Raw genomic sequence first — 18187 nt, 5'->3', positions numbered from 1 at the left:
GGTTCGTCCTCATCAGCGATGCGGAGATCCAAGGGTGCATCGAATACACTTCCTCCCACGTCAGGAAAATGGATCCAGGCGTGGCCGCGAAGCGCACCCTAGGTCTGTAAGATATCCACAAAATTGAAAAAGGATGTAAGGGATTTTGTCGAAAAATATTTTTTCGGCACCCCTGAGAGGCCGAAAAGCCTTGATATATCAACATTTCTAGAGGGAGGGATGCGGTTTGTTTTTAGAGGAATGTTATAAGATAAGCGAACAATATCCGCATATTTTTACGGATGACCATCATGTTGATGCTTTTGCAATGTATTTAGTCCTTCATCCCGAAAAATATGACGTTATTGTTACTACTAATATGTTTGGGGATATTCTTTCAGATTTGGCAGCCGGGCTTGTCGGGGGGCTAGGAGTGGCCCCTAGCCTAAACGAAGGAGATCATTTTGCTGTCGCGCAGGCTGTTCACGGCTCGGCTCCCTCTATCGCAGGCAAAGGGATTGCTAATCCCGTAGCGGAAATATTATCCGCTCAGATGCTAATTAATTGGCTGGGGAGAAAGCACAATGATCCACAGTTGGTGCAGGTATCGGGTTTGCTATACAAAGCTATATGGAATTATTTGGATTGTGGAGATAAAAAGACTCCAGATTTAGGGGGGAATTCCTCTACCGAAGAAGTAAGTAAAGAGATTATTACATATATCCAAAGGGTGAACAGTTTCTGAGCGAGGAGGAATTTTCCTCCTCGCGTTTGAGTTTATAACTTCCTTTATGACTTCCCCTATTTGCCATTTTGGAAGATGTCAAGCATATAAAATGGAAAACAGCTTTCCGAGATCATATTACTTTAAATGAATTTTTCTCTGCGGTATATCGATACAGTTTAAAGCTTTAACATTTGTAGTGTTTACAGAGTGATCGGACCGACTGTTGGGCGACTGAACAACACCGCCAGACCTGTTTAGGGGATTGGTCTTCCGTCACGTCTTAACGTGACGAAGGCAGGCCACAGGCTCACCTTCGTCAGCCGAAAAAAATAGATAAGCGGCTTTTTCGTCAAGGATATGTTAAATTTTTCCGTTACATCTGTATAGACGTATCAGTTATGCTCCCTAGCCGGCTGTTTATAGTTAGTTTGAACAAAATCGACGAAGGCGCTGACTTTAGATAAGTCTAATGTTGAGTTTCGGAAGATAAGCCATGTTCTCCTATAAATTGGACTTCCGTCTTTTGATGTGATCTCGTATTTGTATAAATTGTCTAAACCTTTTAAGCATATACCTGGCAGAATAGCATACCCTAGACCGTGAATCACCATTTCCCTGCAAGTATCGATAAGATCAACTTCCATGGTGATATTTGGGGGGATATCAAATATTTCTTTCCACCAAGAGTCTATGATACTTTTTAATGAGGGATCAGTTGTATAATTCACCCTAGGTATAGCAGGTAGGTTAGAAAGATCAATACGGTATTTCGATACAACGTAAATTTTTTCTTCACTAATTAAAATCTTAGGTCCATCCCAGTCATGGTTTCCCCTTACTATACCTACATGTACTTCCTCCTTATGCAACATTTGATAAACCTCCGAACTAAAGCCGGTTTTGAGTTGAATATCAATATCTGGGTATCTTTTTAAGAATAGAGATAATATACCGGGAAGTTCATAACGTGCGTAAATTCGTGATGCAGCCAACTTTAGCGTCCCTTTTACTTTATCGTTCATATTACTTAATTGCTCTTTTATTCTTTCGAGAAGAGACAGCATATTGCTCGCATATTGTACTAAGTACTCACCATGTTCAGTAAATTCCACTCCCTTTTTTCCTCTAGAGAGTATCTTGACACCGAATTCTTTTTCTAGCTGTTTAATTCTATAAGTTAAGGATGGTTGAGAGATGTACAGCCGCTCCGATGCCTTGGTAATGTTGCGATCCTCGTATATAGTTTTTAAGATGATCCAATCCTTTTCATCCATAAAACTCTCCCCCATCTTCGCATATCAAAAATAGCTTATCTTTTTAAAAATATATTATCACATGTTACAAATTACTAGTTATGGCTTTTTTACTTCTCCTTTAGAATCATCATTTTTTGGATAAGGTGATTTGCGTTTTTATAGATAAAGCGGTGCAATATTCTGTTTGACAATGTTCTTCACTTCTACTTTTTCACCGTTGAGTCGTATTGGTAAACTTAATGAAATGATATTTCGCCGCGACAATTTGGTTGCTGATATGTTGTTTACTTAGCCAAAAGGGAGATACTAAAAATAAGCAAGTCGAACTAAAAAAGTTTTTGTGCATGTTAGTTCGATTGGAACTATATACATGCAACATGGAGAGTTAACCTCTTCGTTCCTTAAGCGCTTCAGTACTTCCTACAAAGAACATGTGGGCTCAATCGGCAAGCTGATCCATGGGAAAGAAGTGAGTTGCGGAAGAAGGCAAATGTGAATTGTTCAATGAGCATTTATATAGATGAGTTGTGGTTGTTGTTGAGATTTTTGAAACGTATGTGACGTTGTCGGAGAAAGAAGAGTAACAACTCCGAAGCGGGGTGAAGGCAATAAAAACGAAGGGAAAAGGAGGATGTTGGGATTGTGAGTTTTATATGGATAAAATAGAGGAGGGGGATCAAGAAGGAATGAAGAGACTGTCCCATAACATGGCGCGGAAAGGAATGATAGTCAAGGAGATTGCCCGATTGGTTGATCTATCCAAAGAAGAGAGTTGACGGTTCTTTGGGGGACTTAGCCGAAAAGGGAAACAGGAACGTAAACAGGGAAATAAAAAAACAGCCGCTCGCCGACGCCATGCGGCTGCTTTTTCTTCCATGTATATTGGCGGATGCGTTTTTAGCTTGGCCGGATGACTTCGGTTTGGACGAACGAAGTTAACAAGTTTTCGTCGAACACCTTCTCAAGCAGCATCACCGTTTCAAGCGTTGCCCGAACGTTGAGCGATTCATCTTCCGTATGTTCGTTTTCGTAGCCGACGGACAAATTGACGGACGGGATGCCGAAAGAGGCGAATACTTTCGCATCGCTGACCCCGCCGGCGGTTGTTCTCCAGTCGGGCATGCCGGCGAGCGCTCCGGCCTGTTCGAACAATCGCCCGTATTCGTCCGGGCAAAACGGCGTGCCGCCGTTAGAGGTGACGATGTCGCGGGTGCCGCGGCGGTCGACGACGATGGCGGCGTCGACATCGCGCAAAAAGTCCGGATCGAGATGGCGCGAGCCGAGGCAGCCGATTTCTTCTTCAACGGTAAAGGCGATTTTCAGTGTTCCGCTGAAGCGGGAGCAGGGGACGGAATCGAGCAGTTCCAAGATGACCGCTATGCCTGCACGATCGTCCGCTCCCAAGATCCCTGATGAAGCCCGCCATGTTGTTCCTTTGTGCACGATAGTGCGCTGAAGCGGAAACGGACGGACGGTATCCAGATGGGCGGAAAGCAAAATCGTTGGACCGTCTCCGCGCCGGACGATGGCGAGCAAGTTGCCGTACGGGTCGACCGTCAGTTCATCTGTTTTTTTCCGGAGCATTCGCTGAAGGTGCGCACGGATGGATCGTTCCCGTCCGCTTGGCCCGTTAATGGCCAATAAAGGAAGCAGCCGTTGTTGGAACGTCTCAAGGCGGTAGTCCAACAGCCTGTCCGGGTTGCGCCACACATCATACAGCCGCTCGGCCATAACGAGCAAGTCGTCGATGTGGTCGGGGCCGTAGTGCAAAGAAAGTTTGACGTATTTCGGATGGCGTTCGCTGAAGCGAACCTTCACCCGTTTGGGCGCGCAGGCGCGGATGATCGTCCGCTGTTCGGCGGATAAGTCGTCAAGGAAGTAAATGACGGCTGGCCGTTTCCCTTCCCCGTCGCAGCTGCAAATGGTGTACATATGCATCATGTTCAGCCAGCGGACGATGCCGCGGACGTACGGGTCGATTTGAATGAGCGGCAATTCGTTTGCCGTCGGGTCGATGAGCGATTCCCGGCCCGGGACGTCGAAGTAAGTGTCGATTTGTTTTGCCGCATGGGCGAGGGCGTCCATCCACTGTTGTTCAGAAAGCTGTTCCCATGACTGTCCTTGCCGAATGAGGTTGGCGAGCGTTTGTCCGAGCCATTGCCCTGTAATGCCTGTTTCTCCTCCTGGAAGAAAACCGTGACGAATCATCCATTTCATGTGTTTTTCCATTCTATCCATCTCCTCTCGTTTTCGTTACAATACAAACTATAGCAATCACATTGTGACAGCCTGTCACAGGGGAAGGAGAGAGAACGAATGATAGAGAAGGAAATTTTTCCGCATAAACGGGAGCGGCAGCTGTGTGAGGAATGGAAAAAAGAAAAAGATCGGGAAAAAAGAAGAAAGATTGAAGAGCAGCTCGTCTCGTTGTACGTGTATGTCGGCGAATATTTCAAAATGTCCCGCCCCGACCCGAAGCAGGCGAAAGTGTACTTGCAAAAGGCGTTAAGGTATCGTCCCGATCATGCGATTGCCAACTACCGTCTTGCTCACGTTTATTATGCCGAAGCCGAGTACGGGAAAGCGGCGTTCCATTTTGAACGTGCGCTTTCCGATGAGAGAGGCGGAAAATTGACGGACACGCAACAGCTGATTAGCTGCATGCTTCTTGCCAATTGCGGAATTTTGCTGGCATCGAAGGCGCTGAAGAAAATTGAAGAGATGGAAGACAGCTCGTATGATGAGGAGCTCGTTGAACGCTACCGCGGTGAAATTTTGTTGCAGCGGGCGGAAGATTTTGCGCGGGCGCTGTATTGCATCGTGACGCCAGACGGCAGAGACATTGTGGCGGAAGAACGGTATTTCGCTGAGCAGGAAAAATGCCTTCCGCGTGAAGTGCAACTGTTGATCAGTGACGGCGATGGGCTGCTTGTTCGCTATGAGGGCGGCAAGTGGATGACGCTGGATTATGCCTCGTTTTACTTGCTCGCATTGTTGCTGCATAGCGAACGGCCGCTGACAGGGGAAGAGATTCGCGAAACGCTGTTTTTTTCCTTTTTGGAACGCGGGGTGACGGAAGCGGCAATCCGCAAAATGATCGAACGTCTCCGCACCCGGTTGTCGTTTTGGGAGGAGATGATCGAAACGACGCGCATCGGTTCCAAGGCGGCGCGCCGCCGTCAGCCTAGCGTTTCGTATCGCATTTTTTGCCGGGCGAGTGACGTGTTTCCGTGGGAAACATGATATACTTCTAAAACAAAACGATGTTCTAAATCATCAATTATCTTGCACGTTTTTACGCAACTAAAGGAAGAAAGCAATCGTTTTTCCCTTTTGAATTTAACGGGGGATTTCATTGAGGGGGCGAAAAGTGGCACTGGCCACGCCCCACCAGTTTTCACCGGCTTTCAGAAGGCGGAGGAAAAACGAGTGTTTGGCCTAAACCGGCAGCGTCTGGCCAAGAAGGAGAGCCGGCTCAGTCAGGATCCTTCCGATTTGAAAAATGGGACGAATCCCTTTTCGCAACGTAGCCCTTTCTCCCACCGCTGTGTTTCGCCAGGGATCCCTCGCCCAGGCCGGATGCGGCAATCTTGTTCGACATTTGAATGGTATGATAGGCTATTAGTAAGGGCCACCCTTTCTTGTGTGGACCGTGGGCGGATGGCGATGACCAAAGGGGGGAGGAGGCCGCGGTTGTTTCGTTACATAAGAACAAAGCGGAAGGGGGAAATATAGCGGGTAGTGAAAAAGAAATGGTGTGAGGGCAAGCGGTAGGCAATCCCCGCTTTTGTCGTTGTGCAAATGCCGGGGTGAAGAGCCGCCCGTTGTGGAATCGGGGAAGCGTCCGTTTGCCTGCGGATTTTAGGGTATGGAATGAGATGTGAGGTGATCAACAATGAAGCAAACACTCATGGCGATGCTTAAAGAACGGAAAGAAGAAATGATTCGCATTCGCCGCCACTTGCATGAACATCCTGAACTATCTTTTCAAGAACAACAAACGGCGCAGTACATATTGGATTTTTATAAAGGCAAAGACGTGGCCGTTCAGTCGAATGTCGGCAACGGCTATGGGATTGTCGTCACCATCAAGGGCGGAAAACCGGGCAAAACGATCGCCTTGCGCGCTGATTTCGATGCCCTTCCGATTGTCGAAGAGACCGGCCTGCCGTTTCAATCGAAAAACGAAGGTGTAATGCACGCGTGTGCTCATGATGGGCATACGGCGTATTTGTTAGTGTTGGCTGATTGCTTGATTCAATTAAAAGAGGAAATTCCCGGGACGATTAAAATCATCCACCAACATGCCGAAGAGGTGCCGCCGGGCGGGGCGAAAAGCATTGTCGAATCCGGGGTGCTGGATGATGTTGACCATATTTTTGGCATACACTTGCTTCCTATGCATCCCGCAGGGGTGGTCGGGTATCATAGCGGCTATTCGATGGCGGGCCGAGCGTATTTGAAGGTGGAGATTCAAGGACGCGGCGGCCATGGCTCTTCTCCCCATAAGGCGAACGATGCGATTGTGGCGGGGGCGCATTTTGTCACGGCGGCCCAAACGATTGTCAGCCGCCGCTTGAATCCGTTTGATATGGGCGTCATCACGATCGGTTCTTTTGACGGAAAGGGGACGTTTAACGTCATTCGGGACCGTGTGACGTTAGAAGGGGATATCCGCTATATGTCCAATGAAACAAAGCAAGTCATCGAAACGGAGCTGCGCCGGATTGCGGACGGGATTGAAACGGAGTTTGGCGTGGCGTGCGAGTTGACGTTCACTCCGGATTATCCGCCGCTATACAACGATCCGGAAGTGACGGCGTTTGTGAAAGAGAGCCTGATGCGGGCGAACGACCCCGATATTCGGGAAGTCGTCGAATATCCGATGATGTCGCCGTCAGATGATTTTGCGTACTACTTGGAGAAAATCCCTGGTTGTTATTTTTATATCGGTTGCACCCCGAAAGGTGTGGAACAACCGTATTTCAACCACCATCCGAAATTTGATATCGATGAAGACGCGCTGCTCGTTGCGGCGAAGGCTGTCGGGTGTGTCGTCTGTGCGTATTACGGGCTGAATGACTAGCGCCGATTGGCTGAGGAAGATGGAGAACATCTTCCTTTTTTTTGTGCCTGACGAAAGACAGGATCTACGGGGAAAGACGCTCCTGTTTGTTGCTTAACAGGCTGTTCAGCAAGCATCGGTGGAACATAGTTTCGGACACGGTATGATGAGAGGGATGATCGCCTTTACACTTGTATTATGCTTAGAAGAGCCTCTTCACCATGGGGCGGGGCGGGATCGGCAAGAAAGCGGCGCGCTGCCGGACGTTTCACGCTTCGGCCTTGTTGTGTCAGCGAGGGGGATTGAGGCTATAATTTGTTATAACAAAACTATGTTCTAAATAATCATTATACATCCAACCTCCTTCAACAATTAAGGAGAGCGGGGGAGAGTAATTGGAAAGCAAGAGTGTGTTTCCTCGATCAGAAAACGTCGGATCGGCGCCGCGATTCTATAGTTGCGGCGCCAATAAAAAATGTTTTTCGTTAGGAAAAGGGACGTGAATGTTGAGAAATTGACAAACGGTTTTCAAAAAGTTCACATCATTATTTGATATTGTATCACAAGAAGGGGGTGAGTCGATGAGGAGATATGCAGATCATTGGCCGCTTGTTCTATTGTTGTTTCTTGTCTTTCCGTTGTCGGCGCGTGCGGAAGAAACCGTTCAAGCCCGCATCGATGAAGCGCCGGAGTATGGAGTGGTGAGGCTATCAAGCGGCGTCTATGATGAAGAGGTCATATTATCGAAACCACTTACGTTGGAAGGGATTGGGGAGGTGACGATTCGTTCGTGCCGCAAGTCTCCTGTCGTTGCGATATACGGCCAGCATGTTGTGCTCAAAAATATTCGTGTGGTGCAATGTGGCGATGTGCCTGATATGCCGGCGATTTACGTAACCGGACATGACCATACGATCGACGGTGTGCGCGTATTGACAAATCAGCAAGGCATCAAGCTTGATCATGCGCATCATACAACCATTGTCCACTGCACTGTTCAAGGCAAGAAAAGCGGCAACGGCATTGATCTATGGAAATCAACGCAAAACGTGATCCGTTATGCGGAAATCGATCAGGTAAAAGACGGCATTTACATGGAAAACAGCCATAACAACGTATTAGGCGACAATCACATTTATAATGCCCGCTATGGCATTCATGTCATGTTTTCGAATGGCATTGCGCTGCGAAACAACATTTCCGAAAAAAATATCGCCGGAGCGATGGTGATGGGGACGGAACAAACAATCATTGAACAAAATTCGTTCGTGCAAAACGAGAGAAATGTCCACTCTCAAGGCCTTTTGTTATACGATGCGGCGGAAACGATCATACGAAAGAACCGAATCGCGGCTAATCGAGTCGGGATTTATGTGGAGCAAGCGCGCCATAACGAATTCATTGAGAATGATGTTTCTCACAATTTTATCGGCATGCAGTGGAACGAATCGTCGAACAATCGTGTTTCGGACAATTCGTTCATTGGCAATGTCTATGACGCACAAGCCATTCGCAGTCGTGACAATACTATCGCCCGTAACTATTGGGATGCAGCGGCTAAGTTAGATGTAACGGGCACGGGAGTCAGCGCCCTCCCGTATCGAGTCGACCCGTTTTTCCTAGCGCTTACCATCGATGTGCCGGAATACCAATTGTTTTTTCAGTCACCAGGTATGATTGTCTTGCAAAAGTTGTTGCGCAGTTCTGATGAACAAGTGTTGACGGATGACGCTCCGCTCATCGAGCAACCGACAGCAAGGAAGGATCGTCCTTCCCGGCCGGCAAGCTTGTTGTATGTGATGAGTGCTGTGATGATCACTGGCAGCTTTAGTGGATTCATAATAGGGAGGAAACGGTCATGAAAGCAAAAGAAATGTGGTTGGCGATTTTTGTGCTTATGGTTGTCGTCATAACTGGTTGCAGTCAAAAGGTTGAACCAGTAGCGATTGATGAAAAAAATGATAAATGTGCTGTTTGTCATATGGCGGTAGGAAATAACCAATTTGCGACAGAACTTGTGTTGAAAAATGGAAGAGTGCTGAAGTTCGATGACATAGGGTGCATGTATCGATGGATGAAAGAACATGAAAGCGAAACAGTCGAAGCCACGTTTGTTCGCGATTATGAAACGAATGATTGGATGGAGGCGAGGAAAGCGACATATGTATACGATCAAACGATTCACACCCCTATGGCATACAATGTGATCTCCTTTAACGATGAAGATAAGGCAAAAAAATTTGTCGAACAACATGGTGGAACGGTTTTGACGTATAGCGAACTGGATCGCCATACGTGGGAACGAAATAAAGAGATGATGATGGAAATGAAAAAAGAACATATGAAAATGGAGAAGCAAAAGGGGGACCATATGGGCAACTGACCGCTAGTTGCCTTTTTGTCTACCTGTCTGTCGATTGAAAGAGCTATTTTGTTGTGGGATCAAATTGTTTGGATTTAGTTGTTTCACGGATGGATGGCCAAACATTGATGAAAGGATAGAGAAGGATGTGGAATATCGGACGGATGGAATGGCGGATGGTGATGCGCCAATATTTCTCCTATTCGTTCGTCTTGTTATGGGTTGTTATATTGTCGATGTTGTTTTTGATCGCCAGGAACGATGCTGATTTTGCTGGATATACGAATGTTACAGGAACGATTGCGAGCATTCTCTTATATCTTTTGCCGCTGTTTATGCTCATTTCCGGTTCGTTTGCGATCGCAGGAGAGATGGAAAATGGACAATGGCGTCTGTTATGTACGTACCCGTTGTCACAGGCCATGTATGTGGCCGGAAAATGGTTTGGACAATGGTTAGGGCAGACGACTTTGTTTACGTTGAGTTTTGGTTTAAGTGTGGCACTAAGTTCTTTTTTTAGGATCTCATTGCCAGTGGAATGGGTGATTGCACTCTATAATTTTTCATTATTCCTAATTGCCTTGTTTCTGATGTTTGGCCTGGCTGTCGGTGCGTTTACATCGACTCGATGGCAAGCGTTGACCGTATCGGTCGGAGTATGGTTTTTGTTCATTTTGATTTGGCCAACGTTTTTAATCGCTGTGCTTAACATCGTTCCCTATCCGCTCGTTGTCCCTTTGTTGCAAGCGGCGACGCTTCTTAATCCGGCTGAGATATTGCGCGTAGCGTTTGTGGTCAAATTGGGGGGGAGCGCCATTTTCGGACAAGCTTATGATCACTTGATCCATTTATGGCAAAAAAGGTTTGGGCTTATATTGATCGTATATATTATTGGCTATCTATGTGTGTTATGGTTCATGGCAACGTGGAAGTTAACAAGGAGGAAACAACAATGATTGGACTCGATGTGAGGGAAGTATCAAAAATGTATAAGAAGAAAACCGCGTTGTCTTCACTTTCCTTTCAGGCGAATCAAGGGGAGTGCATCGTTTTATGCGGGGGAAACGGAGCGGGGAAAAGCACGCTTCTTTCAATTTTAGCAGGCATTTTGCCGCCGACAGATGGAACGGTCACACTTCACGGTGTTTCCTTGCGGATGAATCGAAAGCAATACATTTCGCGCATCGGATACATGCCGGATGAGTTCCATGTGCCGCCCATGGTGACCGTTTGGGAATTTCTTTCGTTTTATGCATCATTGCGAAAAGTCACGCGAGAACAGGTGGAAGAAACGCTTCATGACATAGGATTGGAAGCGCAAAAAATGGAATGGATCAAGCATTTATCAAAAGGAATGCGGCAACGGTTGTTGTTCGGCCAAGCGTTATTAGGAAATCCGTCATTATTGCTGCTTGATGAGCCGACAAACGGTCTCGATCCGTTTTGGGTTGATCGGTTTATCGATATATTGAAACAGAGAAAAAACGAGGGGACGATCGTTATTTTTTCGACACATATGATGGATGTGGCGGCAGATGTCGGCGATGTCATTGTATTTATGAAAAATGGGGCTATCGTCCATCGAATTGAGACCGCAGCCTGTGGATCGAAAGAGCAGACGGTGTTGCAGCTGTTGGCTTTGCACCGACAATGAAGGATTGAATCGATCGGATCGGCGCCGCGATTCTATGGTTGCGGCGTCAATAGCATTTTTTAGGAAGATGGAAAATGTGATCAATATCACTGCATTCCATCCCCATGGGTTTTATTATACATATAGGGGTATATGTTTTATAAGGGTGTTTCCCCAACTCGCCTATGTACGAGGATGGGGGAAATTGCATCATTATTTAGGGAGGATGATGAAGATGAGAAAAATCGTCATTGTCGGCGGAGTGGCAGGGGGAGCGACGGCGGCTGCGCGTCTTCGTCGGCTAAACGAAGAGGATCACATTGTTTTGTTTGAGCGCGGTGAATATATTTCGTTTGCCAACTGCGGGTTGCCGTATTATATCGGGGGAGTGATTGAGGAGCGAAACAAGCTTCTTGTGCAAACTGCGGAAGGGATGTCAAAACGGTTTCGGCTTGATATCCGTCCGTTGAACGAAGTGACTGCCATTCATCGCGACCGCAAGACTGTTTCTGTCCGGAATGTAAAGACAGGGGAAGAGTACGAAGAAACATACGATATTCTCATTTTATCGCCGGGAGCAAAGCCCATTGTGCCGCCGATTCCAGGGATCGAAGAGGCGGAAGCGTTGTTTACATTGCGTACGGTGCCGGATACAGACCGCATCAAAGCGTATATTGACGAACAAAAACCGCGGCGCGCTGTCGTGGTCGGCGGCGGGTTTATTGGGGTGGAAATGGCTGAAAATTTGACACATCGCGGCATCCATGTGACGTTGGTCGAGCGGGCCAATCAAGTAATGGCGCCGATTGATTATGAAATGGCGGCCATTGTTCATGGCCACATGAGGGAGCATGGGGTGGAGCTTTTGCTGGGAAATGGGGTTCAGGCATTGGAAGCGCGTGGCCGCCGTGTCGTCTTGACAAACGGGCATGTGATTGAAACAGATATGATTATTTTGGCCATCGGTGTCGAGCCGGAGAATCGACTGGCGAAGGAAGCGGGATTGGAATTAGGGGTTCGCGGTGCGATCAAAGTGAATGAATATTTGCAGACGTCCGACCCGTCGATTTACGCTATTGGGGATGCGGTGGAAGTGAGACATTATATTCGCGGCTTTGAAACGTTTGTGCCGCTCGCCTGGCCAGCCAACCGGCAAGGGCGGCTTGTCGCCGACCACATTCATGGCTATGACGTGAAGTACAGTGGAACGTTGGGAACATCGATTGCCAAAGTATTTGAATTGGCGGTTGCGGCGACGGGGCTTAACGAAAAAACGCTGCGGTCGCTTCATATTCCATATGAAGTTGTGCATATCCATCCGCCTAGCCACGCCGGTTATTATCCAAACGCCGAGACGATGACATTCAAACTGATTTTCGACCGCGAGACTGGCCGCATTTATGGTGCGCAGGTGGTCGGGAAAGAGGGGGCTGACAAGCGGATCGATGTCATTGCCACCGCAATTAAAGGGGGATTAACGGTTCGGGATATACCGGATTTGGAATTAGCGTATGCCCCGCCGTTTTCTTCGGCGAAGGATCCGGTCAATATGGCAGGGTATGTCGCTTCGAATATGATGGACGGACTTGTCGAGACGGTGCAGTGGCATGAAATAGATAAGATTGTGGAGGAAGGCGGTATATTGATTGATGTCCGCACGGCGGAAGAAACGGCGCGTGGCATGATCCACCGTTCGATTCACATTCCATTGGACGAATTGCGTGAACGCCTGCAAGAACTCCCGCAAGGAAAGACGATTTATGTAATATGCCAAGCAGGGTTGCGTGGGTATATTGCCGTAAGAATTTTACGGTCACACGGATTTCAAGCGAAAAATGTTGATGGCGGCTACCGGTTGTACGCCGCCGTCAAACAGTCATGAATAGGACGCCTTGCCCAAAGCGGCAAGGCGTTTTTAGTATACTGGCGGATTTATAAATTTCCCATGATTTTTGCAACAAAAAGATCAGGGGAATCCCCCTATGGGTATATGATCTAGGAATATATACAATGTAATTAAGTTATATACATGCTCATTGAAAAGTTAACATTTGCCTTATCCTGCAACTAACTCCCCCCTCATGGCTCAGCTTGCAGATTGAGCAGGGTCTTTGGAGGAAGTGCTGCAGCGCTTAGGGTGTGCAGGATAACGGAGAGGTTAACTCTTCATGTTGCATGGTATATAGCACCACGAGTTGACAACGTCTAGCTCACGGTTTAACATACCTATAGGGGTATTTGTATAAAATTTATTTGAAGAGGAATGAAGTGGAATTTTTTTTTCAGTTAGAGAGCATCCAACGTTGGGAGTGCAGAACATGAATGATGTCATTGCTGTGGGGCCTTTGCTTATTCGCACGAGCTGGCTCACTTGGCTGGCTGCGGTCGCTGGGGGGTATTTGTTTTGGCGTGTTGTCTGGACGGGTTCAAGCGAACAGCGGAGATGCATACAACAATTGTTAATAGACGGCGTGTTCGTTTACGTAGTTGTTTGGAAAATCAGCCCGGTAGTAATGGCTCCTTCGTCGTTATGGCATAATCCGCTTGGGGTGTTGTATTTGCCAGGCGGGGATCGGGGGGTGATGCTTGGAGCAGTGGCGGCTGCCATCGTGATTATATTTCGTGCCTATGGCCGAAATGTTTCGATGCGTTTGTTGATGAATTCGATGATAGTGATTTATTTAGGGGCGCATTTTGTTTACGGTCGTTCTTGATGAAAAAGGAGAGGTATCTCGCCAATATCAGGCTCAAGCGATTCCGACAAGTTATCTCCTTGATTCGAAAGGGATTATACGAAAAAAAATGATCGGACCGATGAGTTATGATTGGATGGTGGACCAAATGGAATCGATCCAATAAGCAAGTTAGTAGTTGAGAAAAGGGGAAATAATGGATGAAAGAGACAAAACAGCAACCGACAGAAGACTCCAAATATATTCAGCAGCACTTGGCGAACGAACGGACGTTTCTCGCTTGGATTCGCACCTCGATCGCTGTAATTGGGATTGCCTTCTTGGTGATCAACTTGCATGAAAAAACAACATCCAGCGCATTGTCGACATTTCTCGTTCAGCTCATCGGAGCGTTGGCGGTGGTCATTTCCGTCTGCACGATTGTGTTTTCCACCGTTAGTTATGTCATAAAGACGAGACAAATTAATGAACAAACGTTCCGGCCGTCGCGCCCGTTAATTTGGTTTTTAGCTTCTCTATTGTTGTTGATCACTGGATTGTTTGGATATTATTTTTTCACCTTGCTGTAACAGCGGCTTGTTTGCCGCTTTTTGTTTTGCCCTGTTTTCGGAGTAAGAGTAGCGCACAAGTAAAAATAAAAGAACAGCCATTGACTGTCGTCGTTCGCTCAGTCAAGTTGATGCTCAGGATGTATTGGCGATTACATACAAGAAGGGATTCGCGATATAAGACGGCCTCACTTGCTTGATGGAGAGAGAAGGGGGCAGTATCTGATGAAAAGGAAAAATGATTCGACGACATTATACGTGCCATGATGGGGGCGATGTACATATATGGGGCAGAAGATGGCAAGACAAGATGCATCTGCGGGTCATAAACATATATATTTATCGTATTGGTGCCGAATCTTTGGTGATTCAATGGGGGGATGATGGTGTTTATCCATACTGTTCAGCCTGGCGATACGCTTTTTTCCATCAGCAGGCGATACGATTATCCGTTGGAACGTCTCCGTCTTGTCAACGGCTTAGTTGAAACGAATATTGTTCCGGGTCAGGCATTGCTTGTTCCCAGCTATACGTATACAGTGCAGCCAGGAGACACGTTAAGCGCCATTGCACGGAAAGCGTTTGTGACGCTCGAACAGTTGCGGGTTGCCAATCCAACGGTGGATCCGTACAGAATGCTTCCAGGGATGAAAATTTATATTCCTGATATTTCCTGGTATCAAGCCATAACGTTAGCGTATTACACTCTCCGCGAACCGGACATAGATCGGGCGCTCGTGCGGGATTTTGCTCCGTATTCATCGTACATTGCCTTGTTCGAATATCGCTTTGCGCCTAATGGCGATATTATTACGATGCGGAATGACGCTGCAGCGATTGAAACAGCGTGGCAAAACCGTGTGACACCCATTGCGGTCGTGACGAACCTAACATCGGAAGGATTTAGTACGAGACTGGCGAGCCAAGTTTTGAACAATCCGGAAGCAAGGGCGAATTTGGTTGAGAACATCTTTTATTTAGTATCACGAAAAGGCTATGGTGGCGTCAATATCGATTTCGAACAAGTTCGCGGTGAGGATCGTGATTTGTTTACTGGATTTTTGCGCCAGCTGCGCGATCGGTTAAGACCGGCTGGATATGTTTTGACGATCGCCGTTCCGGCGAAAACGAGCGAGGAGATCCCTTGGCTAAGAGGGTACGATTATGGCGGCATTGGCGCTGTCGTCGACTATATGTTTCTTATGGCGTACGATTGGCATCATTTAACAAGTGAACCTGGCCCCGTTGCGCCAATTGGTGAGGTGAGATCGACCCTTCAGTTTGCCGTCGAGCGTGTACCTCGAAAAAAAATCTTGCTTGGACTCCCGTTATATGGATACGATTGGATCATTCCATACCAACCCGGGACGTCGGCGGATGCTCTCTCCAACCAAAAGGCGGTTTCAACCGCCATGCGTTACCAATCACCGATTCAATATTCGTTTCAATATGAATCGCCGTTTTTTCGATATACGGATGAACTTGGCAACATTCATGAGGTATGGTTTGAAGATGTCAGAAGCATGGGACAGAAAATGAAATTGGCCCGCCAATTTCAGATCGCAGGCGTCGGTGCATGGGAGTTGGCGCTAGGGTTTGCGCCAGGACCATGGCTTTTAAGGAAATTTTTTACCGTGAGAAAGGTATAATGTTAAAGATGGAAAATGGTTTTGATGAGAAGATTGGACGAAAGCTGTTTTTTGCTAATAACTCGGAGCAGAAGGCAGGCGGAAGTTTCCTTATAATACGCAGAAGTAAAATAGTTATAGGTAGGTCCTCGGTATGGATCCCGGATAAAGGGGGTGAACTTATGTTTGATGTTGCATTTAAAAGCAGCCTTTGTTTTGCTGCTTTTTCTCTTTTTTAAGAATTGGATGCGTATTTCTCTGTTGACAAAAGGTAAACAATTCGATAATATTATTTACGTGATATACACATACACGTATATGTATATGGCGAAACGTGTATATGTGTATAAATTTGAGGCAGACAATAAAACATAATGAACGAAAAACATAAGGAGGTTACGCGTATGAAAGTGGCCATCATTGCAGCAAACGGGGGATTGTTTGATGCGTACAAAGTGTTCAACATCGCGACAGCCGCTGCGGCGGCAGACGCAGAAGTCGGCGTGTTTTTCACGTTTGAAGGGTTGAATCTCATCCATAAAGAAGCGCACAAACAATTGCCGATTCCAGAAGGGAAAGAACATTTTCAACAAGGGTTCCAAAAAGCGAACATTCCATCGATTGCCGAATTGCTTCAAATGGCGCAGGAGATGGGGGTGAAGCTGATCGCTTGCCAAATGACGATGGATGTTATGGGGCTTGACAAAAACCAATTCGTCGATGGCATTGAGGTGGCGGGGGCGGCGACGTTCCTGCAGTTTGCGAAAGACGCCGATATTACATTGGCCTTCTAATTAAGGAGGGGGAGGAAAATATGGCACAAGTCACTGTTTATACAACAACGACATGCCCGTATTGTGTGATGGCGAAAAACTTTTTGCGCGCGCAAGGGATTCCGTTTAAGGAAGTGAATGTCGAGCTCGATCCGGAAGCGGCGCGGAGACTGGTGGAAACGACCGGACAAATGGGCGTGCCGCAAATCGAGGTGAACGGCCGCTGGGTGCTCGGGTATGATCCGGAGGCCATTATGGCATTGTGGAATCAAGCGAATCATCGCTGAGAATAACGGACCATTGACGAAACCATGGGGTCAGGAGGGATATTGTTGGCGAAAACGATTTCGGTAAAAGAGATCGCCAATAAAATCATGCGCGGCGAAAAGCTATTTATCGTGGACGCCCGCAACGCTGAAGACTTTGCTGATTGGCGCATTGAAGGAAAAGGAGTCGAAGTTGTCAATATTCCGTATTTTGAAGTGTTGGATGGCATTGAACCATATTTGGACCGTTTGCCAAAAGATAAAAGCAAAACGATTTATGCCGTTTGCGCGAAGGGCGGTTCGTCGGAGTTTGTGGCCGAACAGTTGGAAGCGGCGGGCTATACGGATGTTTATTCGATCGAAGGCGGCATGAAGGCGTGGAGCGAGCATTTGGAACCAGTGAAAATTGGCGAGCTAAAAAGTGGAGGAGCGATTTATCAATTCGTCCGCCTTGGCAAAGGGTGTCTCTCGTATCTCGTTGAATCGAACGGCGAGGGGGCGTTGATCGATACGAATCGTATGACGGATGCGTATGTCCGTTTTGCGAACGAACGCGGTATTACAATCAAGCATGTGCTCGATACACACTTGCATGCCGACCATATTTCTGGCGGGCGCAAGTTGGCGGAAGAACTAGGTGCAACGTATTACTTGCCGCCGAAAGACGCAGAAGAGGTGACGTTTACCTATACACCAATTCAAGATGGCGACCGCATCCGCGTCGGCCATGTCGTGATTGAAGCGCTGTATTCGCCTGGGCATACAATCGGCAGTACATCGTTTATTGTGGACGATCAATATTTGTTAACCGGTGATATTTTATTCATCGACTCGATCGGGCGCCCGGATCTTGCCGGGAAAGCGCAAGACTGGGTCGATGATTTGCGAAAAACGTTGTATGACCGCTATAAACAGTTGGCGGATGACTTGATTGTCTTGCCGGCGCATTATATGGGGCCGAAGGAAATGAATGAGGACGGCAGTGTCGCTGAGCGGCTCGGTGTACTTTATAAGCAGAATCACGGTTTGAATATTTCAGACGATGAAGAGTTTCGCCGCACTGTCACCGAAAACTTGCCGCCGCAGCCGAATGCTTATCAAGAAATTCGACAGACGAATATGGGGAAACTCAATCCGACAGAAGAAGAGCAGAGAGAGATGGAGATCGGTCCAAACCGTTGCGCCGTTCGGTAAAGACAAGGAAGCCGGCGTTTGTTTCAAGCCGGCTTTTTCTTTTTCGGTTGCGGCGGGCTGGCG

General features: G+C 47.3%; 16 protein-coding genes. 14 read left to right on the top strand and 2 right to left on the bottom strand.

Translation table 11 applies throughout. The annotated features are described in order from the left end of the window. The first annotated feature begins 226 nt into the window (after window positions 1-226). Window positions 227-724: an isocitrate/isopropylmalate family dehydrogenase gene (locus M493_RS09920; RefSeq protein WP_020960202.1), complete on the top strand. Its 498-nt coding sequence runs from the start codon at window positions 227-229 to the stop codon at window positions 722-724. Between the two features lie 374 nt (window positions 725-1098). On the opposite strand, the gene M493_RS09915 is transcribed toward M493_RS09920, so the two are convergent. Then, window positions 1099-1980: a LysR family transcriptional regulator gene (locus M493_RS09915; protein ID WP_020960201.1), complete on the bottom strand. Its 882-nt coding sequence runs from the start codon at window positions 1978-1980 to the stop codon at window positions 1099-1101. Between the two features lie 879 nt (window positions 1981-2859). Further along, window positions 2860-4191 (bottom strand): M20/M25/M40 family metallo-hydrolase, encoded by a 1332-nt coding sequence (locus M493_RS09910; protein ID WP_020960199.1) that lies wholly within the window; start codon window positions 4189-4191, stop codon window positions 2860-2862. Window positions 4192-4278: 87 nt separating this feature from the next. On the opposite strand from M493_RS09910, the gene M493_RS18695 reads away from it, so the two are divergent. From M493_RS18695 to M493_RS09840, 13 genes are all read left to right on the top strand, one after another. Further along, on the top strand, window positions 4279-5205 hold the full coding sequence (locus tag M493_RS18695; protein WP_020960198.1) for a tetratricopeptide repeat protein: 927 nt from the start codon (window positions 4279-4281) through the stop codon (window positions 5203-5205). Between the two features lie 652 nt (window positions 5206-5857). Next, window positions 5858-7048 (top strand): M20 family metallopeptidase, encoded by a 1191-nt coding sequence (locus tag M493_RS09900; protein ID WP_020960197.1) that lies wholly within the window; start codon window positions 5858-5860, stop codon window positions 7046-7048. 560 nt (window positions 7049-7608) lie between these two features. Then, window positions 7609-8889: a right-handed parallel beta-helix repeat-containing protein gene (locus tag M493_RS09895; RefSeq protein ID WP_020960196.1), complete on the top strand. Its 1281-nt coding sequence runs from the start codon at window positions 7609-7611 to the stop codon at window positions 8887-8889. Next, complete coding sequence (locus M493_RS09890; protein WP_020960195.1) at window positions 8886-9410, top strand: nitrous oxide reductase accessory protein NosL; 525 nt, start codon at window positions 8886-8888, stop codon at window positions 9408-9410. The genes M493_RS09895 and M493_RS09890 overlap by 4 nt, the downstream gene beginning before the upstream one ends. A gap of 143 nt (window positions 9411-9553) precedes the next feature. Continuing rightward, window positions 9554-10345, top strand: coding sequence for an ABC transporter permease (locus M493_RS09885; protein ID WP_235183432.1), 792 nt, complete (start codon window positions 9554-9556; stop codon window positions 10343-10345). Continuing rightward, window positions 10342-11043 carry an ABC transporter ATP-binding protein gene (locus tag M493_RS09880; RefSeq protein ID WP_020960193.1) on the top strand — a complete coding sequence of 234 codons (702 nt, stop codon included), beginning with the start codon at window positions 10342-10344 and terminating at the stop codon, window positions 11041-11043. The genes M493_RS09885 and M493_RS09880 overlap by 4 nt, the downstream gene beginning before the upstream one ends. 214 nt (window positions 11044-11257) lie before the next feature. Beyond that, window positions 11258-12904 carry a CoA-disulfide reductase gene (cdr, locus tag M493_RS09875; protein ID WP_020960192.1) on the top strand — a complete coding sequence of 549 codons (1647 nt, stop codon included), beginning with the start codon at window positions 11258-11260 and terminating at the stop codon, window positions 12902-12904. A 436-nt stretch (window positions 12905-13340) separates the two neighbouring features. After that, window positions 13341-13736 carry a hypothetical protein gene (locus tag M493_RS09870; protein ID WP_020960191.1) on the top strand — a complete coding sequence of 132 codons (396 nt, stop codon included), beginning with the start codon at window positions 13341-13343 and terminating at the stop codon, window positions 13734-13736. A gap of 179 nt (window positions 13737-13915) precedes the next feature. Further along, on the top strand, window positions 13916-14284 hold the full coding sequence (locus tag M493_RS09865) for a YidH family protein (protein ID WP_020960189.1): 369 nt from the start codon (window positions 13916-13918) through the stop codon (window positions 14282-14284). Between the two features lie 365 nt (window positions 14285-14649). After that, complete coding sequence (locus M493_RS09860; protein WP_023817654.1) at window positions 14650-15912, top strand: glycoside hydrolase family 18 protein; 1263 nt, start codon at window positions 14650-14652, stop codon at window positions 15910-15912. A 383-nt stretch (window positions 15913-16295) separates the two neighbouring features. Then, a complete protein-coding gene (locus tag M493_RS09850; protein ID WP_020960186.1) occupies window positions 16296-16685 on the top strand; it encodes a DsrE/DsrF/DrsH-like family protein in 390 nt (129 codons plus the stop codon). 20 nt (window positions 16686-16705) lie between these two features. Further along, entirely contained in the window at window positions 16706-16951 is a 246-nt protein-coding gene (locus M493_RS09845) for a glutaredoxin family protein (RefSeq protein ID WP_020960185.1), read from the top strand. A 45-nt stretch (window positions 16952-16996) separates the two neighbouring features. Further along, complete coding sequence (locus M493_RS09840) at window positions 16997-18124, top strand: MBL fold metallo-hydrolase (RefSeq protein WP_020960184.1); 1128 nt, start codon at window positions 16997-16999, stop codon at window positions 18122-18124. The last annotated feature ends 63 nt before the right edge of the window (window positions 18125-18187 follow it).

Origin of the sequence: Geobacillus genomosp. 3 (assembly GCF_000445995.2) — a bacterium.
In the GTDB taxonomy this organism is placed as follows: domain Bacteria; phylum Bacillota; class Bacilli; order Bacillales; family Anoxybacillaceae; genus Geobacillus.
The sequence above is the reverse complement of the archived record's forward strand: the minus strand, read 5'-3'. Positions and strand labels throughout refer to the sequence as shown.

What these genes read in the sequence shown, in the direction of transcription:
- M493_RS09900 (WP_020960197.1), top strand. Translation starts at nt 5,858, where the DNA reads ATGAAGCAAACACTCATGGCGATGCTTAAAGAACGGAAAGAAGAAATG.
- M493_RS09890 (WP_020960195.1), top strand. Translation starts at nt 8,886, where the DNA reads ATGAAAGCAAAAGAAATGTGGTTGGCGATTTTTGTGCTTATGGTTGTC.
- M493_RS09880 (WP_020960193.1), top strand. Translation starts at nt 10,342, where the DNA reads ATGATTGGACTCGATGTGAGGGAAGTATCAAAAATGTATAAGAAGAAA.
- M493_RS09850 (WP_020960186.1), top strand. Translation starts at nt 16,296, where the DNA reads ATGAAAGTGGCCATCATTGCAGCAAACGGGGGATTGTTTGATGCGTAC.
- M493_RS09915 (WP_020960201.1), bottom strand. Translation starts at nt 1,980, where the DNA reads ATGGATGAAAAGGATTGGATCATCTTAAAAACTATATACGAGGATCGC.
- M493_RS09895 (WP_020960196.1), top strand. Translation starts at nt 7,609, where the DNA reads ATGAGGAGATATGCAGATCATTGGCCGCTTGTTCTATTGTTGTTTCTT.
- M493_RS09885 (WP_235183432.1), top strand. Translation starts at nt 9,554, where the DNA reads ATGGAATGGCGGATGGTGATGCGCCAATATTTCTCCTATTCGTTCGTC.
- M493_RS09845 (WP_020960185.1), top strand. Translation starts at nt 16,706, where the DNA reads ATGGCACAAGTCACTGTTTATACAACAACGACATGCCCGTATTGTGTG.
- M493_RS09870 (WP_020960191.1), top strand. Translation starts at nt 13,341, where the DNA reads ATGAATGATGTCATTGCTGTGGGGCCTTTGCTTATTCGCACGAGCTGG.
- M493_RS09865 (WP_020960189.1), top strand. Translation starts at nt 13,916, where the DNA reads ATGAAAGAGACAAAACAGCAACCGACAGAAGACTCCAAATATATTCAG.
- M493_RS09910 (WP_020960199.1), bottom strand. Translation starts at nt 4,191, where the DNA reads ATGGAAAAACACATGAAATGGATGATTCGTCACGGTTTTCTTCCAGGA.
- M493_RS18695 (WP_020960198.1), top strand. Translation starts at nt 4,279, where the DNA reads ATGATAGAGAAGGAAATTTTTCCGCATAAACGGGAGCGGCAGCTGTGT.
- cdr (WP_020960192.1), top strand. Translation starts at nt 11,258, where the DNA reads ATGAGAAAAATCGTCATTGTCGGCGGAGTGGCAGGGGGAGCGACGGCG.